Raw genomic sequence first — 19,315 nt, 5'->3', positions numbered from 1 at the left:
ATTAATAACAGCAAAAAATAGTTTAGATACTGAATAATATTTGGTGAATAATCCTAAAAATAATTTGTTCCGCAAAGAAGCTTTAGAACGCGCTTCTTCTCCAGAAGAACTAGACCAAATCATGCAGGTAGTCAGTCCTCAAAAGTGGCTACCTCTATTTACTATTGGCTTGTTAGTGGTAGCGGGTGTTTTTTGGAGTATTTTAGGAAGAATCCCAATTACAGTCACAGGTACTGGAATAATAGTTTACCCCAGTAAGGTTGCATCCTTCCAATCACCAATTGCAGGTAGGTTGCGAACAGTAAATGTTAAAGTTGGCGACTTTGTGAGACGAGGAGATGTACTGGCAACGTTAGACCAAAGCGAACTGCTGAAGCAGCTACAACTAGTACGAGACAAACTGACGCAACTGCAACAACAGGGGCGTGATGTTAACTCCTTACAGCAACGGCGGCAAGATGTAGATAAGCAGGCAATTGAACAGCAACGCCAAAGCTTGCAGCAAAACTTACTCTCAACAAAGAAGCTAACATCAATTCTAAAGGAGAAAGGGTTAGACTCAATTCGACAAGATCGGATTAGCCAAATACAAAGCTTGGAAGTTGCTTTGCAACTGCTACCAACTTTCAAACAAAGATTAGATAAACGCCAACAACTATTGCAACAGGGAGCAATTTCTGGTGATACACTACTCCAGGCACAGCAAGACTACTTAAACGCAGCCAAACAAATTAATGAAGCCCGCTCGCAACTTAAGCAACTGGATGTCAAAGAAGCAGATGCCGAAAGACAATATCTAGAAAATCTGAACTCAATTAAAGATTTGCAAGTGCAGTTAAAGCAACTAGATAGCAAACAGGTGACATCAGAACAACAGGACTTAGAAGCTGACACTAACCGTAAACAAGATATTCAGGAAGTCCAACGGAATATTGCTCAATTAACAGTGCAATTAGTAGAAAACAGCCAGATTAAAAGCAGTTACACTGGAAGGATTTTAGAAATATCTGCAACACCAGGACAGGTTGTACTACAAGGTACAGTAATTGGAGCGATCGCCGCCCAACAAGCATCAGATAAACCCGTAAGCGTAGCATTTTTCCCAGTAGGTGATGGTAAGAAAATTCAACCAAGGATGAAAATACAAATCACGCCTAGCACAGTGCAACGAGAACGTTTTGGTGGAATAATTGGCTCTGTTACAGATGTCTCAGCTTATCCAGTGACTAAAGAGAGTGCATTAAGCGTTATAGGCAATTCCGAAATCGTCCAAGGATTTATGTCACAGGGGCCACAAATTCAAGTTACTGCCCGACTACAACCAGACGCATCGACCTTCAGCCGCTACAAATGGTCTTCTTCTCAAGGGCCAGAGTTGACAGTAACCCCTGGAACTACCACTACTGTACAAGTCACTGTAGAAGAGAGCGCCCCGATTACTTTTGTCTTGCCGTTGTTCCGTTCTTGGAGTGGCATTAATTGATATTTAGAATCAGTAAGTCAAAGCATGAAAAATCAGAGTTTTACTTAATATAAATGATTGTATGTGGCAAAATCTGAAAAACTTAAGGGGGCATGAAAACAAGCGGTATCGGACTCCAACGTTAGTACAAATGGAGATAGTGGAATGTGGTGCTGCGGCTTTGGGAATCATTCTGGCTTACTGGGGTCGAATTGTGCCACTGACGGAACTTAGGCAAGCGTGTGGTGTATCGCGAGATGGAGTCAGCGCCGCCAATATATTGAAAGCTGCCAGAAATTATCAACTTAGTACTAAGAGCTTTAAGACTAACTTAGCTGGTTTGAGACAGCTAAAACCTCCATATATTATATTTTGGAAATTTAATCATTTCCTAGTAGTAGAGGGATTTAGCAAAGGGCAAGTATATTTAAATGACCCAGCAAGTGGACGGCGTAGTGTCTCTTTAGAAGAATTCAATGGAGCTTATACTGGTATAGTACTAGTTTTAGAACCGACTCCAGAGTTTATGCCAGGGGGAGACAAACCTAGCACTGTCCTAGCTCTGTGGTCACGACTCAAAAGTTCTACTGGTGCTTTAATTTACTGCATAGTCGCCGGATTTTTGCTAGTAATTCCAGGGCTAGCGATGCCTGCATTTTCCCAAATATTTATAGATAACATCTTAATTGAGCATCGAGATGAATGGTTGCGTCCCTTGATTCTGGGGATGCTGTTAACAGCGGGGGTAAATGGATTTTTGTCGCTGCTACAATTACAATTTTTACGGCAGTTAAAAATCAAGTTGTCAGTAGGAATGAATAGCAGGTTTGTCTGGCATATTCTCAGCCTGCCGATGAGTTTTTACGATCAGCGATTTGCTGGAGAAATCAGCAGTCGCGTCAGCCTCAATGATAGTATCGCTGTTATACTTTCAGGGAAACTAGCTACGACAGTAATTGCAGCAGTTACAGTATTTCTATATTTGGTAGTTATGCTGCAATATGACATAGTGCTAACTGCAATTGCACTTGTTTTTGTAGCAGTTAACCTCGGTGTTTTACAATGGTTCAGAAGGTGGCGCACAGATGTCAATATAAAACTACTCCAAGAATATGGAAAAGTTAACGGTGTCGCTATTTCTGGCCTTCAAAGTATAGAAACACTTAAAGCATCAGGGTTAGAGTCAGATTTTTTCTCGAAATGGGCGGGTCACTACACTAAAGCCATCAATACAAGTCAGGAATTAGAATCGACGAATCAAATATTGGGAATTTTACCTAGCTTTTTGTCAGCAACAGCGTCGATGTTAATTTTAGCTGTGGGTGGTTGGCGTGTAATGGATGGAAGCATGAGTATCGGAATGCTGATCGCTTTTCAGGGCATGATGCAAAGGTTTCTTGCACCAGTCAGTAGTCTGGTTAACCTAGGCAGTGACCTGCAACAAATGGAAGGGAATTTGAATCGGCTTGATGATGTTTTAGCTCACTCCATTGATCGACAGTTACAACAGGAAAAAAGCTTTGGGGTAAAGTCAGAAGAAGATAATTACTTATTTCCTGGCTTTCTGCCCAAATTACAAGGATATGTTGAGTTACGTAATGTCACATTTGGTTATAGTCAAATTGCCCCGCCACTGCTGGAGAACTTGAACCTTTCACTCCAGCCAGGGCAGCGAGTAGCGATAGTGGGCAGCAGTGGTTCTGGGAAGTCTACAATTGCCAAACTTCTGTGTGGGCTTTACGAATCTTGGCAAGGAGAGATTCGCTTTGATGGCAAATCAAAAGACCAGATTTCTCGTCAGATATTAGCTAACTCGATATCAGTCGTCGAGCAAGAGATTTTAATGTTTGCTGGCAGTATCAGAGACAATTTGACGCTTTGGGATACTACTATACCCAACACTCAACTCGTTCGGGCTTGTCAAGATGCAGCGTTGCACAATTTTATTATCTCATTGCCTCATGGGTACGATAGCAACCTTTTAGAAGGTGCAGTTAATTTAAGTGGTGGTCAACGGCAGCGGCTGGAAATTGCTCGTGCTTTAGTAAATAATCCGAGCATCCTGATTCTGGATGAAGCCACTAGCGCCCTTGATGCCCAAACCGAAAAAATTGTCAGTCGAAATCTGCGCTTACGCGGTTGTACTTGCATCATCGTGGCACATCGACTTTCGACTATTCGAGACTGTGATGAAATCATTGTTTTAGAGCAAGGCAGGATAGTTCAGCGTGGAACTCATAATCAATTAAACCAAATTGAAGGATTGTACTCCCAATTGATTCGCTCTCAACAAGCAGAGGGCTTTGGTGAGGCTCCTGAAGCAGACGGAGCAGAGGGAGAAAAAGAATTACTGAACAATAACTCTGTTTCCTCAAGAGCCTCCAAGATTTCCTGCTTGCCAAATTTCAATGGGCAAAACTACAATTTTCAGAACAATCAATTGCTACTGTTAGATGAACCGCAGACAATTTGGCTGGTAAAATCTGGTTATTTAGGGATATTTGCGATCGCACTTGATGATGGCGTACAAGTAGGAACTCGCCGTTACTTATTTAGTGCCACAGCCGGACAAATGATGTTTGCTGTTGCTCCACCTAAAGATGGGCAACATTTCCAGATGTTAGCCGTGGCACTTGAAGATACAGAACTTGTTAAAATATCGAGAGCCGAGTTTACTCTTAGTTTTGCTAACGCTCCTAGTGAAGCTTTAACTCTTATTGAACAATGGATTGAGCAAATAGGTACAGCACTTGTTGATATTATTTCGCCCCCAACATCAATATCGCTCTCGGACAGCAATCACTTCTATCTGAGCAATAATCAAATCTTTGGGTCTCAAGATCATGTATTGTGGATACGGCTTCTGCAAGGGCGTGCTAGATGGATGGGGTTTGAAGAACTACCACTAACTTCTGCATTTGTCATCTTGCCTTTAGCTGCAAATATGTGGTTTCAAGCGGATGAAACTGTGGAGGTAGAAACTATTGCTCCTTTAGAAAACTTCGATCTCGATTCCTTGTTAAACAGTTTATCTCAACTGCAAACTTATTTCCTCAACTGCATTAATTTACTTCAATACCGCCAAATAGATACAGAATTACTCAGATTTCAAAATCGAGAACGTCTTGAGCGCCAAGTCATGCAGGCGACGTTAACAGAATTGGCATCTGTATTGCAATATAGTCAAGGCAAAACAAGTAATAATTCACTATCTGTTACTAGTATTAAACCACTAGACCCAAATCAAGCCTTACTTGTTGCTGCTGGTGCTGTAGGTAAGGCTTTAGGCATTAAGATTCGTTCTCCAAATACCTCACAGAATTTGCAACAAATGCAAGATTCTGTAGAGGCGATCGCTCGTGCAACGCATATTCGTGTGCGGCGAATTAAATTACCGAAAAATTGGTGGCGAAAGGATTGTGGCCCGATGCTCGGATACACGCTTGAGGGTAACTTGCCAGTTGCACTGTTGCCAGTTTCGGACAATCGTTACGAACTTTATACTCCAGGAGAACAGCGCCGGATAACTGTGGATGCCCAAATTGCCACAGGGTTAGTAGCTCCCACGGCTTATGTGTTTTATCGACCTTTCCCTAGTGAACAACTCAAAACTTTTGGTTTACTTAGGTTTGCTCTTCAAGGTCATTATAAAGAACTGATAATAATGACGTTAACGGGAATTAGTGTAACTCTGTTAGGAATGCTGACACCGCAAGCTACAGCCATCCTGATTGACAAAGCTATCCCAGATGCCAATCGCAATTTGTTAAGTCAAATTAGCTTTAGCCTATTAGCTGCTGCCTTTGGCGGAATGCTGTTTCAATTAGCCCAAGGTTTAGCTACCATTAGGCTAGAAACTTTTGCCGATTCTTCTACTCAAGCAGCAGTGTGGGATCGATTTTTGAATCTCAAAGCTGACTTTTTTCGCTCTTTTTCAGTTGGGGACTTAAATTCTAGAGTTACAGCTATTAGTCAAATTCGTCAGAGACTAGGTAATACAGTCTTAAAAACAATTTTCTCTAGTTTGTTTTCACTCCTTAATTTGGGACTATTGTTTTACTACAGTCCAATCCTGGCTTTGGGGGCTTGCGTAATGGTACTGATCAATGTTGCTATTACTATTATCTCCGGTATTTTGATTGTCCGTAAAGTTCGCCCTTTATTAGACTTACAAGGACAAGTCTTTGGTCTGATGGTGCAGTTAGTTAATAGTGTTGCCAAACTCCGAGTTGCCAAAGCTGAAACCCTTGCCTTTGCTTACTGGGGCAAACAGTATACTCAGCAACTCAAACTCATGCTCAGTACTAAAGGTATTGAAGACAGCCTTACAGTTGTTAATCAAGTGTTACCTACACTTACAACTGCTGCCTTATTTTGGTTTTCTACTAACTTAATTGGGCAGTCACAAACACCAGGAGGAAATAGCTTATCGATTGGTACTTTTTTGGCATTCAATGTCGCTTTTGGCACTTTTATTAGTGGTATTACTAGTTTAAGCAACACAGTTGTTGAAGTTTTGCAAATTTTGCCTTTGTGGCAACGCGCTCAACCAATTCTACAAGCCCAACTCGAAATTAATTCTAGACAGATATATCCAGGCAAAATATCTGGAAAATTAGTTGTTGATCAACTCAGCTTTCGCTACCGGGATGATGGCCCATTGACCTTAGATGATATCTGCATTCATGCTCAAGCCGGAGAATTTATTGCCATCGTCGGAACTTCTGGTAGTGGAAAATCAACTCTGTTGAGATTACTTTTGGGGTTTGAATCACCGAAATCTGGTGCGATTTACTACGATGGGCAAGACTTAGCCTCACTGGATGTCCATGCTGTGCGTCGCCAATTAGGTGTAGTAATGCAAAATAATCACTTAATGTCAGCTTCTATTTTTGACAATATTGCCTGTGGTGCAGTTCTGACTTTTGACCAAGCTTGGGAGGCTGCCCGAATGGCAGGGTTAGCTGATGATATTGCTGCAATGCCGATGCAAATGCACACTGTTGTCAGTGAAGGAGGTAATAATATCTCTGGTGGACAACGACAACGCTTATTGATTGCTAGAGCATTGGCTCTCAAACCCCAAATTCTACTCTTTGATGAGGCTACTAGTGCTTTAGATAATCAAACACAGGCAATTGTTAATCAAAGCTTAGATGAATTGCAAGTAACTAGAATCGTTATTGCCCATCGGCTTAGTACCATCCGTAACGCTCACCGCATTTATGTACTTCAAGTAGGCCGAGTCGTGCAACAAGGAACTTTTCAAGAATTGGCAACTACTGAAGGATTGTTTGCCCAGCTAATGGCTCGGCAGATGCAATGATCATGATTAACAGGTATTAGCGCAAGTCTTCTTAACTCTTTAGTAGGAAGTGAAACACAGAGATAGCTGCTAGAAAATATACAGTCTTATTCACTTGCTGAGCCAGTCCTTGTGAAATTTTAATCAAAGGGTAAATAATCAAACCAATTGCTAATGCCTCTGCAATCGAGTAAGTGAGGGGCATAGTTAGAAGAATTAGGAATGCGGCAATTGCTTCTGCTGGATCATTCCAATTAATGTTTTGCACGCTACTTATCATCAAAAAACCCACCATAATCAATGCAGGAGCTGTTGCAAAATTAGGCACTGCTGCAAATAAGGGAGTAAATAACACAGAAAGCAGAAACAGGCCTGCTACTACCATAGATGTGAAACCACTCCGTCCACCCTCGGAGATGCCAGAGGCAGATTCTAGATAGGTCGCACTAGGGGAAGTACCCATCAATGCCCCAAAGGTTATGCCCATAGCAGCCGCTAACAAAGACTTGGTAGCGTGAGGCAATTCACCATTTTTATTAATGTAACCAGCCTGTTGTCCCAAACCAGTCAGTGCGCCAATAGTGTCGAAAGAAGTTACAAATAAAAAGGTAAGTGTCACAGATACAAAGTTCCAAATTTGCTTCGGTGTCAGGTAGCTCAAGCCAGTGAATGCTTGGCTCGTCAAACTTTGTGGCCATTCAGGTAGGGCAATAATTTTTTCAGGCCAGGGAGCAATATTTAGTATCCAACCTAACAGCGCTGTAGCGAAGATACCCCATAATATCGCTCCTTTAATATGGCGTGCTACCAAAGTAGCGGTAAGCAATAAACCAAAAGCTGAGAGTAAAGTAGCTGGTTGCCTGAAGGAGCCAATACTTGTCAAGGTCGTTTTACTAGCAACAATAATACCTGCTCCTAGAGTGGGAGGTTCAGGAACACCAGAAAGACCAATATAGGCAATGAACAAACCAATGCCCGCTACAGTGGCATATTTGAGGGAAGCTGGAATCGCTTTGATAATTTGGATATGGATATTGGATAGAATTAAGCCGATGAAAATTAAGCTTTGGATGAGGACAGATGTTAGCGCCAAGCGCCAGTTCATCTTCAAGTCCAACACAACTGAGAAAGCAAAAAAAGCATTTAAACCCATTGCGGGAGCAACGGCAAAGGGATAATTAGACAACAGTCCCATAAGGGCAGTTGCGAACGCCGAAGAAATGGCTGTAGTAGTCACAAGCTGATTGAACAAATCACCGGGCTGAGCGATAAATATAGCATTTGATAAGATTGTGGGATTCACAACCAAAATATAAGCCATAGTCATAAACGTTGTGACACCTGCTAGAACCTCTGTTCGGTAAGTAGTAGCTAATTGTTCAAACTTAAAAAATTGAGGAACTGAGGTAGTTAAGATAAATTTGGACTTAAATAATTTCATAAACTGAAGTAATGATGATGATTCGCTCCCAATAAATAAATAAGCCCCTAGTTTGAATAGGGGCTTAATGAAGGACTTAAAAGAAGAATCCAGAAGTCAGGATAGGCTGCGCCCCGCTACGCTAACAGAAATCAGCAACCTTTTAGTGGGGGATTTAGATCCACCACTACGAAAGTTGACCATAAATCATTCGCCTTAGTCTCTGTTGGCGCAGCCTCCCGTAGGGAAAGAGAAGATTTAATGGGGGATTTAAACCCACTTATTCAGACGCTCTCTTCGAGACCAAGGCGTTAGCGGAGCTTTCGCTTTAGCGATACGCAGACTTGCTCTAAGCGTTCGCCTTGGTGTCGCTTTGCGACTCAGCCATGCCGTAAAGCCTGCGGCATAGCTCCGCTTAGGGCGGAGCCTCTCTCAGAGTTGGCTTTACGCTGCGCTATCCGCTACTCGTACAGAATTCTTGGCTTTATTCTGACTCCAGAAGGACTGAATTCTTTCTTGTTAAATAGACTGAACCATACTTTTAAGTCCGCAAACACGTAATATCAATGAGTGACTGGCATCCTCACTTTAGACTTGACCAGCAACTCCTGTTACTGTTGCGTTTACAGCTTGAAGACCACCCTCTACTCCACCAGTAACGGTCAGGACGTATACCCCAGTATTTATTAATGTTGTTCCTACCAAGGTAAGAGCGCCTGATGTAGGCCTACCTCCGTTGCCTATAGCATTATTAGCATCAGCAACACCAGTTACCAACCCATCAACAAGTCCACCACCTACTATTGCCATTAAATCTGCGTCATCCAATTCTTCAATAAGGCTAGATTGGAAATCAGCGGTTTTGATTTTATGCATGAATTCTCCTTGTATTTTGCTAAGTGAAGTAAGTCCTTCATGACGGTATGTTTATTACTTTACTAAGCAGAAAACGCAAAATTAATAAAGATTTAATAAAGTGGGAAAAGTGTGTTTAGTAGGTTCTTTTGTAGTAATCCTTGATTATCCCTCTTATGGCACTTGCGGAAAACAATAATCAGAGCGAAACTCTGAAACTTTGATTTGATATAGTTTTGAGCTTTTCTTTTCTAACAGAAATTAAAATTTATAGCCAAAAACCCAAAAGTAAAGCTCTCAAAGGCTTTCAGGCATCAGCTTCTCTCAAAGTGACAGAATAGGGTTATTTTGTTGATTAACTGTAAGTTTTATAAATAGAGTTTTAGGAGGCACTTTATGTAACTGAAGTTTAGACTAGTCAGGGGTGCAAAACTTGAAAGGGAATAAAGCAAAAGCAATATTAAATGTCAGCTAGAAAAGATACTATGACTAGCGATAATAGCCTATTGCTTAAAACAGTTTGCTATAGGATTCATATTTGATTTTTTGGCGTTGTTGATTAAATGTATGTGGAGACGTTGCATTCTAATGACCAGATGAAACATTCCCTTTACGTCCGCGATGGTAGTACAGGCAGCTGCTACATAACGAAGCAAGATTTTCTAAGCGGTTATCTTCAGGATTCATATTCCAGTCATGAACCTGGAGGTTATAAACCCGACGCTGACTCAAAGTCAATTCCAATGGCTTTTCATCTGGGCGCAGACAGACTCGACCGCATCTAGAACACTGCCACGAGGAGGCATTTTTTACAGCAGTAGCAATTTGTTTCCAGTTAGATGGATAGCAGCTTCGGCTCATACTCTCCTATTCGACAACTTGAGCGTGAGTAAATTCTAATTAATTAAGATACTCCTTAATGTCGCTTTGTTGACGACGAAGAATAGTAAGTGCTTTATTTTCAAGCTGACGGATTCGTTCTCGACTCAAGTTAAGGCGTTCTCCAATCTGAGTTAAGCTCAGTTGATGGTCATTCTCTAACCCAAAACGTAGAGTTAGTATTTCTCGTTGTATTAAGGTCTGACATTTTACGGAATGTGGAAGTGCAACTCGGGAGCATATCAACTTTGTTAGAACAAAAGAACTAACAGCACTTAAAGCTTGTCATTAAGATAAGCACAGCGATGCATGAGGACTTGAGAGACATTAGATTCATTCCATTGTGCTCCAGAGATTTTTAATCGCCGATCTATCTGTTTAATAGTAGACTCGATAGCACTCCTATCCAATAGAACAAATATTTTCGGTTTGATAATAGTCATAGTTCACAATTCGATGTCGATGGGTTGACAAATACCGGCAAAAGTTTTGAGCCGCTTTAGCTTTAAGTGGAGAGAAGAGAACGAGTGTTTCATCAACCTTTCCTTGCCAAAGAAAAGTTTCAGCAGCTTTGAGTTGTTTGAGAGAACCACCAACTTTATGTAGATTTTCAACAAGATGAAACCAATCTAAAATCTCGCGTCTTTCTCCAGGACAATTAAATTGTCGAATTATTTTCCAAATCCCAGGATGTCCATCACCTAAGCAAGTTAATGGGTCTGCCAACTGCTGTTGATTTACGTAATCAATTAAAGCTTCATTTTCACCTAATCTAGCTACTTTTATTTCTTGGTTGATGCAGATGGCTTTATAGTCTTTCCAGATACATGGATCTCATGCATTTTTCAGTCCGAAGCCTCACCTTACCGCCATCTACACTAATTTCTTCGAGTTGTTGTCCACATTCTATTTCCGGAAATTCATACCGCTGAACTATTCTTTGTTGTGTGCTAGCAGAGAGCGATATACCAATATATTTATAAATATCTTTTGCTGCATTTTCATAAGAGACATTTGCACTGGCTCTCAAACAACATTCCTCTAAGTAAGGACTGATTTTTTGATGATTTTTTAGTTTTAACTTTCGCGCTTGTTTCTCACTGACTGGTAATTCTCCGAGAATACTTTTAATTATTTTTACTCTTCCCGATGAAGTTCCTGTTGCTTCTTTGAGAAAAAAACTCCGGCTCTCCCAGATTAGATATGATAAATTAGTAGCAGAAATACCAATTGAGTAAAATTCTTCTTCTAAAATTATCAAAGTTAGTTAAACCATAAGCTCTTCTTTTAATCAGCTTAATCTTTTGATTAATTCCTTCAACAACTCCTTGAGTAGTTCGGCTATCAAAATAAGCGAGAATCTCATCTATCCATCTACTTATTGTTCGACAACTTTTCGGGAAGTATTTATAAGCTGTTTCTGTCCATTCTCGGAATTTATATAAGGCTTCATCACTGGTTATTTGACTGTCAAATATATCTCTAAGTCCTTCTTTCATTCGATACATTTTTCCTAGCTCAGGGGCAACTTTCTCCACTGATTCTATCTTCGCCTTTTCCTCGGAGTTAAGGTTTTTTTTTCTTTAATAAAGGGTATTTACTATGAGTCAACCCCGCTAATGTACTTTCTCTCTCTTTCTTATTTTTAATTTTTTCTGCTGCTCTTTTTGCTTTCTTTCTCTTTTGATCTAACTCCTCGTTTATTTGTTTCATGACATGGAATCTATCGGCTACTATTTGAGCATTTGGCATCATTTCTTGGATTAAACTTTTATATGGTATCCATAAATCTATGCTAACTTCTTCTATTTGGGTTAAAATCTCTAAACCTAGACTAGATAAGTATTCTGCTATTACTGCTTTATTTCTTTTCTCCAATAATGCTATTGGTTTTTTTGTTTCTAAGTCCACCAGAACTGCCGCATAATTTTTTCCTCCTTTTAACTGGGTGATTTCATCTATCCCCAACTTTTTTAACTTATTAGGTTTTTCTGTGAGTAAATCAACTTCCAGTTCTTTTAATACTGTTTCCACCTCAGAGGTTGTCATTCTATTTCTGATGGCTGCACTCTTTACATTAGTTTCTAATACTTCCTTAATTACTTTCATCGCCAGTCTTTTTGTATAAGTTCTTCTGGCTTTGATAAAATCTAACTCTTCACTGAATACTTTCTGACATTTTTGACATTTCAACTGACGACGATTTACTTTTAACAATACTTGATAATCGCTTAGGGGTATATCTCTGACTCTATACCAATGATTTTGATGGATTTTATCGGAGGTATTTCCACAGTGAGGGCATTTAGCAACTTTCAGCTTATTTTCAATTTCTATTACTATTTCATCATCTGTAAGAAAATGGTAATTAATAACCTTGACATCTTCAAGATTAATAACTTTAGTAATGAAATGAAGTAAGGGATTAGATGGCATATTTATTAAAACAAAGGTTTTAATATCAATATTTTTGAATTTTTATATTATTTAATTAGTCTAGAATTCTATTTATAGCTTGGGTTTGCTCTATTAAAAAATCTAAATTATCTAAGATTTATTTAATTATTTATATTATTTTACCATAGTTACTCTGGGAGAGCCAAAACTCCTAATTCTGGCGTAATATACTCTAGAGTCTGTGCTCTGATTGTTTTTTCAATTCCAGTTAGACTCTCTAATTCTTCAGTTTCCGTTTCTTGATATAGAATTTCGGCTATGGCTTGTAGATGCTCCTGAAGTTTTTTCTGATTAGCTGGTTCCATTATTGGGTGGGGATTAATTTCTTCCCTTATTTTCGCTGATTCTGATTTCCACTTGCTAGTTCATATGTTCTAACAATTCTGAGATGCTCCCGTGCAACTCGTTGTGTGTAGTCAATGCCAAATTAACGTTTTAACATTTTTATTTTTCTAAATTAATATTTTATAAAAGCCTCAAATAGGTGTTTAAAAAAAGTTTTTTGTATATCTACAAAGAAGCTTTATAATACTTGATATATTAATATCTAGAAAAAGATTATACAAAATTTCTCAGTATAATAAATAGTCAGACATCAATAACAAGCTGTTCGATTATGAGAGTTCTTGAAACAGAGCGTTTAGTTCTTCGTCGGCTGACAGTTGAAGATAGCGAGTTTATTCTTGAGATATTAAATGACCCTTTGTGGTTGCGCTTTATTGGTGATAAAGGTGTGAGAACCCTTGATGATGCTCGTGAATATATTTTGAAGAATCCGGTTGCTATGTATGAGCGTCTTGGCTTCGGGCTGTATTTGGTTGAGCTAAAGGAGAAGAGCGCCTCGATTGGAATTTGCGGTTTAATAAAAAGAGCTTCCTTGGAGGATGTGGATGTTGGGTTTGCCTTTCTTCCTAAGTTTCGGGGAAAAGGATACGCTTATGAATCTGCTTCTGCTGTCATAATGTATGGGAGAAAAACCTTCGGCTTAAGTCGTATTGTAGCTATCACTACACCGGACAATCATGCTTCAGCAAAGCTGCTCGAAAAACTAGGACTAAGCTTTGAGCGAATGATTAAACTATCTGATGATAGTAAAAGTGTTAGTTTGTTCATTTCTGATGTTTAACAATTGCAGTACAGCGGTTTGAAGAAAGCCGCTCGTGCTGAGTTCAAGTTTTTAGCAATCGCTGATTTTATTTAAGGGTAGAACGAAATCATTTTAATTAAGATACTCCTTAATATCACTTTGTTGACGACGAAGAATAGTAAGTGCTTTATGTTCAAGCTGCCGAATTCGTTCCCGACTCAGGTTAAGCCGTTCTCCGATCTGAGTTAAGCTCAGTTGATGGTCATTCTCTAACCCGAAACGTAGAGTTAATATTTCTCGTTGTATTGGGGGCAGCGATGCTAGCAAGTCTTTGAGATTCTGACGCATAAAGTCGATGTCCACTTGCTCGTCAGGAGAAATACTTTCGTCAGGCAAGATTTCGAGCAGTTCAGTATCTTGACTATCTCCCACACGCATTTCTAAAGATACAGGCTGTTTCGATATTTGAAGATACTCTCGTATTGTTTCTGGCTTGACTTTCAAGGCTTCAGCAATTTCTGCTATAGTCGGCTGGTGGCCATTCAATTGTGATAGTTCCCGCTGTACTTTTTTAAGAGAGTTTAGTTTCTCGACCACATGAATCGGAAGGCGAATAGTGCGAGACTTTTCACCTATTGCTCTAGTAATTGCTTGTTTTACCCACCAATAGGCATAAGTTGAAAGTTTGTAACCTTTGTTAGGGTCAAACTTCTCAACGCTACGGTATAAACCGAGTGTACCTTCTTGAATAAGATCAAGAAATTCCAAATTACGATTCTGGTACTTTTTAGCAACAGAAACTACCAGCCGGAGATTAGCAGTCACCATTTTCTGCTTCGCACGTTCCCCTTGATGAAAAATTGACTCCACTTCGGCTTCAGTTTTACCTAGAGCCGCTGCTAATTCTCTTGCAGTTAGTTGTCGGTTAAGTTGAAGTGCTAAAACTTGCCGCTGCTGTTCAATTGCCATCATCTGTTGCACAAGCCTAGCGTAGGAGATTTCCTGCTCAGAAGTCAGCAGAGGATAGCGAGCGATTTCTTTTAAATACGAGCGAACTAAATCGGGAGTTGCACTAGTAGTCTGCCAAGGGAAATTTGCTAAGTTAAATCTGGATATAAACGTTGCATTTTTTTACGTGCATCCTTGGTTTTAAAGCTCCAATGGACACTTGTTTGTTGTTGATTACGCTGTGACTCCCAAGCAGCAATTTCAGAAGTTAATGTTTCTATATTAGGAATACGTCGTTCTAAACATTGACGTGATAAAACGGATAATTCAATTTCCACTTGATTCAACCCTTCGGGTTCGCCAGTTGCTTCAAGTCGGGGAACCCGCCCAACGCACTGGCTCACCAAGAAGCGTGTTTAGAAGTATAATGAAACTCTAATTTTTGGATAATTCTACGTGCTTCTTGTGGCGTGAAAGCCTCATATAATGTACTTGGAGTATGAATATTTAGATTATCAACTACTAAACGAATTACCTCAGCATCGCGGTAATGGACATCTACCAGTTCTTTCAATTGTTTAGCAAAGTCAACCTTGGTACGACGTTGTGTAACTTCAATATGCCTCCATCCAGCTAAAGGTTCAAAAAGGGCAAATAAATTGACTACCCCATTACGTTTATATTCATAATCATAACGTTCAGGCTGATCCGGTTCTGGTGGCAAAGGTTTTTTAACTTCTTCTACTAATTGATATGGGCGTTCATCCAAACAGAGTACAGGTTTTTTCGGATTGTATGGCTCATTATATAAATCCAATACATCTTCCATTCGGCACACAAATTCTGCGTTTACTTCGGGAATACACCACTGTTCTTTCAACCACGGTTTAATTTCATTTTTTTTAGAGTCTGGCGTACTGTTTCGTCGGAAATTGAATCTATGATACCAACGTTCACTAAATGATCTGCTAATAATTGCATTGTCCAACGTACTCTCCCTTCTGGTGGGTTAGAGCAAGCAGTTGCTATCAAAAATGCTTCTTGCTTTTCATCTAATTTTTTCGGTTTTGGGGGATATTTTTCATCCTCTAATGCAAAATTCAACCCACCAATGACAAATTTTTCTCTTATCCTTTGTACTGTGGCTGAATGAACTCTAACTCTGTCTGCGATCGCTGAGTCTGTTTCATCTTCAGCAGCCATCAAAAGAATGTTTGCACGGGTTATAGTTCTTGCCTTGTGCTTACCTTTTTTAATAATTGATTGCAGTTGAAAAACTTCATCTTCACTCAAGTCAACAATGTACTTTTTCGCCATGTTATACCTCGTTTTTGACTAGTTTATCAAAACGAAGTATTACTTAGCAAACTTCCCTTGGCATACTACTAGTCATATTTTCAATTAATTGTGATGAATGTTTTTATCAAAATAGAATTCAGGAGTCAGAATTCAGAATTCAGAATTTAACTGAGTCTGACCTTGAGGGGATACAAAATACCCTGAAATAGATACATGGCAAGTAGTGTAGCAATTTATGGTAAAACAAAAAGAGCATTCATTCGCAATAAGCTCTATTTAATGATAATGTTACCAGAATTCTACGAGACAAATCTCAAGCGAGAATTGGGACGTGCGGAATATTTATTACTAAAAATCCTGATAAATTTACTACAATCTATTAAAACTGTTAGCATCGAAGCACTGGCTACTGCTTTACCTATCCCCATCTTTTTTGAAAGTAGAAGAAAGAAAATCCAAAGATTTTTGTCTTTAAATTACATCAACGTTGAAGAAATTTGGTTCCCAATTATTAAAAGCTGGTTAGAAATATATTTCCCCTTAAATGAAGTTATTTATTTAGTAATTGACCGGACTAACTGGGGGTGTATTAATCTGTTAATGATTAGTGTGGTTTGGGATAAAAGGTCTATCCCAATATATTTTAATCTATTAGACAAATTGGGTTCAAGCAATTTTGATGAACAAGAAGCAGTATTCAAAAAAGCATTGCCGCTTTTTAATAATTATAAAACTGTCGTGTTAGGAGACCGCGAATTTTGTTCGATAAAGCTGGCTAACTGGCTGACAGAGCAGAAAGTATATTTCTGTTTGCGCTTAAAAAAAGATGCATTTATAGAAATAGAACCGGAAATTTGGCTGCAATTAAGAGATTCAGGTTTAGCACCTGGACTTTCTTTCTTTTATCAAGGTGTTAAATATACAAAGTCTACAGGATTTATTAGCTTTAATCTTGCTAGTAAATGGAAACGTAAACGTTTTGGAGTTGCGCCGGAGGAAGGCTGGTTTATCCTAACTAATTTAGATAGCTTAGATTCGGCTATTAAGGCTTATAAACAACGTTTTGATATTGAAGAGATGTTTAGAGATTTTAAGAGCGGTGGGTATAACTTGGAAGATACTAATGTATTAGGTCAACGCTTAATTTCTCTAATACTATTAATCTCACTTGCATATACGGCTGCAACTATATCTGGTCAAAAAATTAAACGTATGGGTGTTCAAAAATATGTCGGTCGAATTAAAGAATCAGGGCGGACAATTCGCCGTCATAGCAGTTTTTATGTTGGATTATATGGTGAGACAGCGCTGCGGGAGGGTTTCCCTCCGCAGGCGACTGCGAACCCGAAGGGGTCTAACTGGGTCGATTTCATGGAAAATTCTTATGAATTGGTGGTTGAGTTAATGACACTAGCTCCTAATAAGCGTAAGTATTATCAACAAGGAGAAAGGGCTATGAGGCTTATTTTATCTGCATCCTAGCCCTTTTTGTCCCCCCTCAAGGAGTCTGACACTTCAACTGGCTCAGTGCATCGCTGGCGGATAGCGCAGCGTAAAGCCTTCTCTACGAGAGGCTACGCCCTAAGCGGAGCTATGCCGCAGGCTTTACGGCATGGCTTCGCTTAGAGCGAGTCTGCGAGCGTCTGAATCAAAGGGTCTAATGCTTCCACGCTTATTTCCGACTTAGTGGTGCAACAATGAGCATGGTGGGTCTGAATCCTCTACTGATTAATTCTGACTCCTGACTTCTGAATTCTGAATTCTTCTTCATTTGTTGTTTGAGATAAAGATTTTATTTCACGGATTAGCTAATAAATCAAAGCCTAATCATAGACTTAGGGATATATTTATATTTGGTGAACAAATTTATATATATAATACTTTAATTCTTTAAATAGGTAAATAGTAAAAGCTGCGCTATTCTCAAAATGAGCTTCAAAATAACGAAGAAATTTAGCTCATTTCAGAAAAATAAACGCTACGCTACTTCTATAGTGAAGTCCTCTCTTCAAGAGAGGAGTTGTTCAAAGTCTCTTCATATTTGAACAAGCCTTCAAAACGCTTTGCGTAAATCAATTGAAAAATACAAATACTTAGTTGAGGAATAATCATGGATATGCAATCTGCACTTACCCTGACAATCGTAGTCATCTTTTGGGCATTCGTTACTCTCGTTATGTTCCAGTTCATTACTGGACTATTTGTATCTACTGCTGGAGTTAATAATATAGTTTCAGTTAGCAATGTAAATATAGTTGCTCCTACAACATCAGTATCAGAGGTATTTACACCACAAGTTCAAACTTTTGAAGAATTACCCGATCCTTGGGCGTTAAAAACTGACGTTGTTCACCATAACAGTAATGAAGCAGTTGTTCTCTCACTCGCTACATTGAAATTACTGCCTCCAGTTAAAGAAATTTCATTACAACCAAAACGTACTACCCGTTCAAAGAAATCTGACAATGTTGCCAACAAGTCACCGAAAACTAAAAAGGCTGAAGTAAAGTCTCCAGGCAAGCGCAAACCAGTCAAACCGCGTAAAGCTGCATAAATGATCTCTACATACTGTTGTTTAGCGGTTGTCCTGAGTCATATTCCGGGCAATCACTCCCTACTTGAAGCAGCAAGAGTTGAATTAGAAGTTGCTGTTAATTGTGCCAAGGAATATGACAAAACTTGGCACTCTATTATTTGGATTCAGTTACCTTTCAACCCAGAGCTACTTGAATCAGCAGTTGATCAAGATAGTTGGATCAAATACTAAGCGTGAAGAATTGAAGTTAGTGAATTGACGCAAAAAAAATTGGTGGTGTATTAAGAAAGTAGTAATTTCATCTAGTTCGTTTTGGGCGTGAAGTTTGTGTCACAATGCTAGAAAGTCATCTAAAAGCTACAAAACTTACAAAACTTAGATGCAAAGCAACAGAACAAAGTTTTGAAATTAACGTTTATGTTTCCAGGGAGTTGGTAGAACGCAAGCAACAGCAACGCCGACAGCCAGACAGAAACAATGTCTACGACAAAGCCCGAAAAAAGTAACTTACCTCAACACATTGCTTCCAGCCCTAATCCAATGGCATTTGAGCGACAATATGAGTAACTCTCTTTCTCATCCCGAAGATCCAGACTTCCATTCATCTATTCAGGAGAACCTAAAACAGCTTTCTGCTCAGTTGGGATCTCCTTTGGACAATTTATCAATCATGGAAATATACCAGAATGCGTGCGAGCTACTGAGCCACGTTTCCCCATCACCTCTTACTCTTGCCCGTGTTGCTGGAACATTACTTGTCTACCGAGTCCAGGAAACGGAACTGGAAGAATCCCAGTGGTTCAGCAACCAAGTGAAACAATGTCTGGACGAAGAAGAAGTTGAGGAATTGATTGAATCGATACATCGCATAGATGCTTTGTAATCGCCTGAAAAATCCGCCAGGATCATGCATTTAACCAAGCGGTTTTCGCCAATTTCTTTATAACGTTACTCCCACACTGGAAACCACCGCATCATCTCTGCCAAAGCCACTGCCTCACCCTCCGGCGTATACACGACCTCACCTGACATCGCAATTACAATCCTTTGCCGCCTCTCGCCCACTC

13 protein-coding genes and 4 pseudogenes are annotated in these 19,315 nt (G+C 39.5%); 8 read left to right on the top strand and 9 right to left on the bottom strand.

Translation table 11 applies throughout. The features are described from left to right. Positions 1-43 precede the first annotated feature (43 nt). Positions 44-1,483 carry an NHLP bacteriocin system secretion protein gene (locus WKK05_RS12550; protein ID WP_341530021.1) on the top strand — a complete coding sequence of 480 codons (1,440 nt, stop codon included), beginning with the start codon at positions 44-46 and terminating at the stop codon, positions 1,481-1,483. 61 nt (positions 1,484-1,544) lie between these two features. Next, entirely contained in the window at positions 1,545-6,788 is a 5,244-nt protein-coding gene (locus WKK05_RS12545) for an NHLP family bacteriocin export ABC transporter peptidase/permease/ATPase subunit (protein ID WP_341530020.1), read from the top strand. Between the two features lie 31 nt (positions 6,789-6,819). Here the strand turns inward: WKK05_RS12545 and WKK05_RS12540 are convergent, their stop codons facing one another. From WKK05_RS12540 to WKK05_RS12510, 7 genes and pseudogenes are all read right to left on the bottom strand, one after another. Next, a complete protein-coding gene (locus tag WKK05_RS12540) occupies positions 6,820-8,208 on the bottom strand; it encodes an NCS2 family permease (RefSeq protein ID WP_341530019.1) in 1,389 nt (462 codons plus the stop codon). Positions 8,209-8,775: 567 nt separating this feature from the next. Next, positions 8,776-9,063, bottom strand: coding sequence for a hypothetical protein (locus WKK05_RS12535; RefSeq protein ID WP_341530018.1), 288 nt, complete (start codon positions 9,061-9,063; stop codon positions 8,776-8,778). A 564-nt stretch (positions 9,064-9,627) separates the two neighbouring features. Next, entirely contained in the window at positions 9,628-9,903 is a 276-nt protein-coding gene (locus WKK05_RS12530) for an HNH endonuclease (protein WP_341530017.1), read from the bottom strand. Between the two features lie 39 nt (positions 9,904-9,942). Continuing rightward, positions 9,943-10,113, bottom strand: a pseudogene (locus WKK05_RS12525) (sigma factor-like helix-turn-helix DNA-binding protein); the annotation flags it as partial. Positions 10,114-10,196: 83 nt separating this feature from the next. Continuing rightward, positions 10,197-11,101: pseudogene (locus WKK05_RS12520) on the bottom strand (ISKra4 family transposase); the annotation flags it as partial. Between the two features lie 31 nt (positions 11,102-11,132). After that, positions 11,133-12,357, bottom strand: a pseudogene (locus WKK05_RS12515) (ISL3 family transposase). Positions 12,358-12,506: 149 nt separating this feature from the next. Continuing rightward, positions 12,507-12,683: a hypothetical protein gene (locus WKK05_RS12510; RefSeq protein ID WP_341530016.1), complete on the bottom strand. Its 177-nt coding sequence runs from the start codon at positions 12,681-12,683 to the stop codon at positions 12,507-12,509. A gap of 311 nt (positions 12,684-12,994) precedes the next feature. On the opposite strand from WKK05_RS12510, the gene WKK05_RS12505 reads away from it, so the two are divergent. Continuing rightward, entirely contained in the window at positions 12,995-13,504 is a 510-nt protein-coding gene (locus tag WKK05_RS12505) for a GNAT family N-acetyltransferase (protein WP_341530015.1), read from the top strand. 93 nt (positions 13,505-13,597) lie between these two features. Here WKK05_RS12505 and WKK05_RS12500 read toward each other — a convergent pair whose 3' ends face one another. Both WKK05_RS12500 and WKK05_RS12495 read right to left on the bottom strand, forming a co-directional pair. Beyond that, positions 13,598-14,581 (bottom strand): RpoD/SigA family RNA polymerase sigma factor, encoded by a 984-nt coding sequence (locus tag WKK05_RS12500; RefSeq protein WP_341531075.1) that lies wholly within the window; start codon positions 14,579-14,581, stop codon positions 13,598-13,600. Continuing rightward, a pseudogene (locus WKK05_RS12495) lies at positions 14,563-15,730 on the bottom strand (IS630 family transposase). Before WKK05_RS12495 ends, WKK05_RS12500 begins: the two are co-directional and overlap by 19 nt. Positions 15,731-15,997: 267 nt before the next feature. Here WKK05_RS12495 and WKK05_RS12490 point away from each other — a divergent pair. From WKK05_RS12490 to WKK05_RS12470, 5 genes are all read left to right on the top strand, one after another. Beyond that, positions 15,998-17,194: an IS4 family transposase gene (locus tag WKK05_RS12490; protein WP_341531074.1), complete on the top strand. Its 1,197-nt coding sequence runs from the start codon at positions 15,998-16,000 to the stop codon at positions 17,192-17,194. Positions 17,195-17,822: 628 nt separating this feature from the next. Next, positions 17,823-18,266 (top strand): hypothetical protein, encoded by a 444-nt coding sequence (locus tag WKK05_RS12485; protein WP_341530014.1) that lies wholly within the window; start codon positions 17,823-17,825, stop codon positions 18,264-18,266. Further along, positions 18,267-18,479 carry a hypothetical protein gene (locus tag WKK05_RS12480; RefSeq protein WP_341530013.1) on the top strand — a complete coding sequence of 71 codons (213 nt, stop codon included), beginning with the start codon at positions 18,267-18,269 and terminating at the stop codon, positions 18,477-18,479. A 104-nt stretch (positions 18,480-18,583) separates the two neighbouring features. Continuing rightward, positions 18,584-18,754 (top strand): hypothetical protein, encoded by a 171-nt coding sequence (locus WKK05_RS12475; protein WP_341530012.1) that lies wholly within the window; start codon positions 18,584-18,586, stop codon positions 18,752-18,754. 53 nt (positions 18,755-18,807) lie between these two features. Further along, positions 18,808-19,131: a hypothetical protein gene (locus tag WKK05_RS12470; RefSeq protein ID WP_341530011.1), complete on the top strand. Its 324-nt coding sequence runs from the start codon at positions 18,808-18,810 to the stop codon at positions 19,129-19,131. Positions 19,132-19,315 lie beyond the last annotated feature (184 nt).

The sequence above is a fragment of the Nostoc sp. UHCC 0302 genome, assembly GCF_038096175.1.
GTDB lineage: Bacteria > Cyanobacteriota > Cyanobacteriia > Cyanobacteriales > Nostocaceae > UHCC-0302.
Note: the sequence above shows the minus strand (reverse complement) of the source record. Positions and strands in the feature narration are given on the sequence as shown.

Excerpts from the sequence above, each read along its gene's own strand:
- WKK05_RS12545 (WP_341530020.1), top strand. The coding sequence starts at position 1,545 with ATGTGGCAAAATCTGAAAAACTTAAGGGGGCATGAAAACAAGCGGTAT.
- WKK05_RS12480 (WP_341530013.1), top strand. The coding sequence starts at position 18,267 with ATGATCTCTACATACTGTTGTTTAGCGGTTGTCCTGAGTCATATTCCG.
- WKK05_RS12505 (WP_341530015.1), top strand. The coding sequence starts at position 12,995 with ATGAGAGTTCTTGAAACAGAGCGTTTAGTTCTTCGTCGGCTGACAGTT.
- WKK05_RS12510 (WP_341530016.1), bottom strand. The coding sequence starts at position 12,683 with ATGGAACCAGCTAATCAGAAAAAACTTCAGGAGCATCTACAAGCCATA.
- WKK05_RS12540 (WP_341530019.1), bottom strand. The coding sequence starts at position 8,208 with ATGAAATTATTTAAGTCCAAATTTATCTTAACTACCTCAGTTCCTCAA.
- WKK05_RS12490 (WP_341531074.1), top strand. The coding sequence starts at position 15,998 with ATGTTACCAGAATTCTACGAGACAAATCTCAAGCGAGAATTGGGACGT.
- WKK05_RS12485 (WP_341530014.1), top strand. The coding sequence starts at position 17,823 with ATGGATATGCAATCTGCACTTACCCTGACAATCGTAGTCATCTTTTGG.
- WKK05_RS12535 (WP_341530018.1), bottom strand. The coding sequence starts at position 9,063 with ATGCATAAAATCAAAACCGCTGATTTCCAATCTAGCCTTATTGAAGAA.
- WKK05_RS12470 (WP_341530011.1), top strand. The coding sequence starts at position 18,808 with ATGAGTAACTCTCTTTCTCATCCCGAAGATCCAGACTTCCATTCATCT.
- WKK05_RS12475 (WP_341530012.1), top strand. The coding sequence starts at position 18,584 with ATGCTAGAAAGTCATCTAAAAGCTACAAAACTTACAAAACTTAGATGC.
- WKK05_RS12530 (WP_341530017.1), bottom strand. The coding sequence starts at position 9,903 with ATGAGCCGAAGCTGCTATCCATCTAACTGGAAACAAATTGCTACTGCT.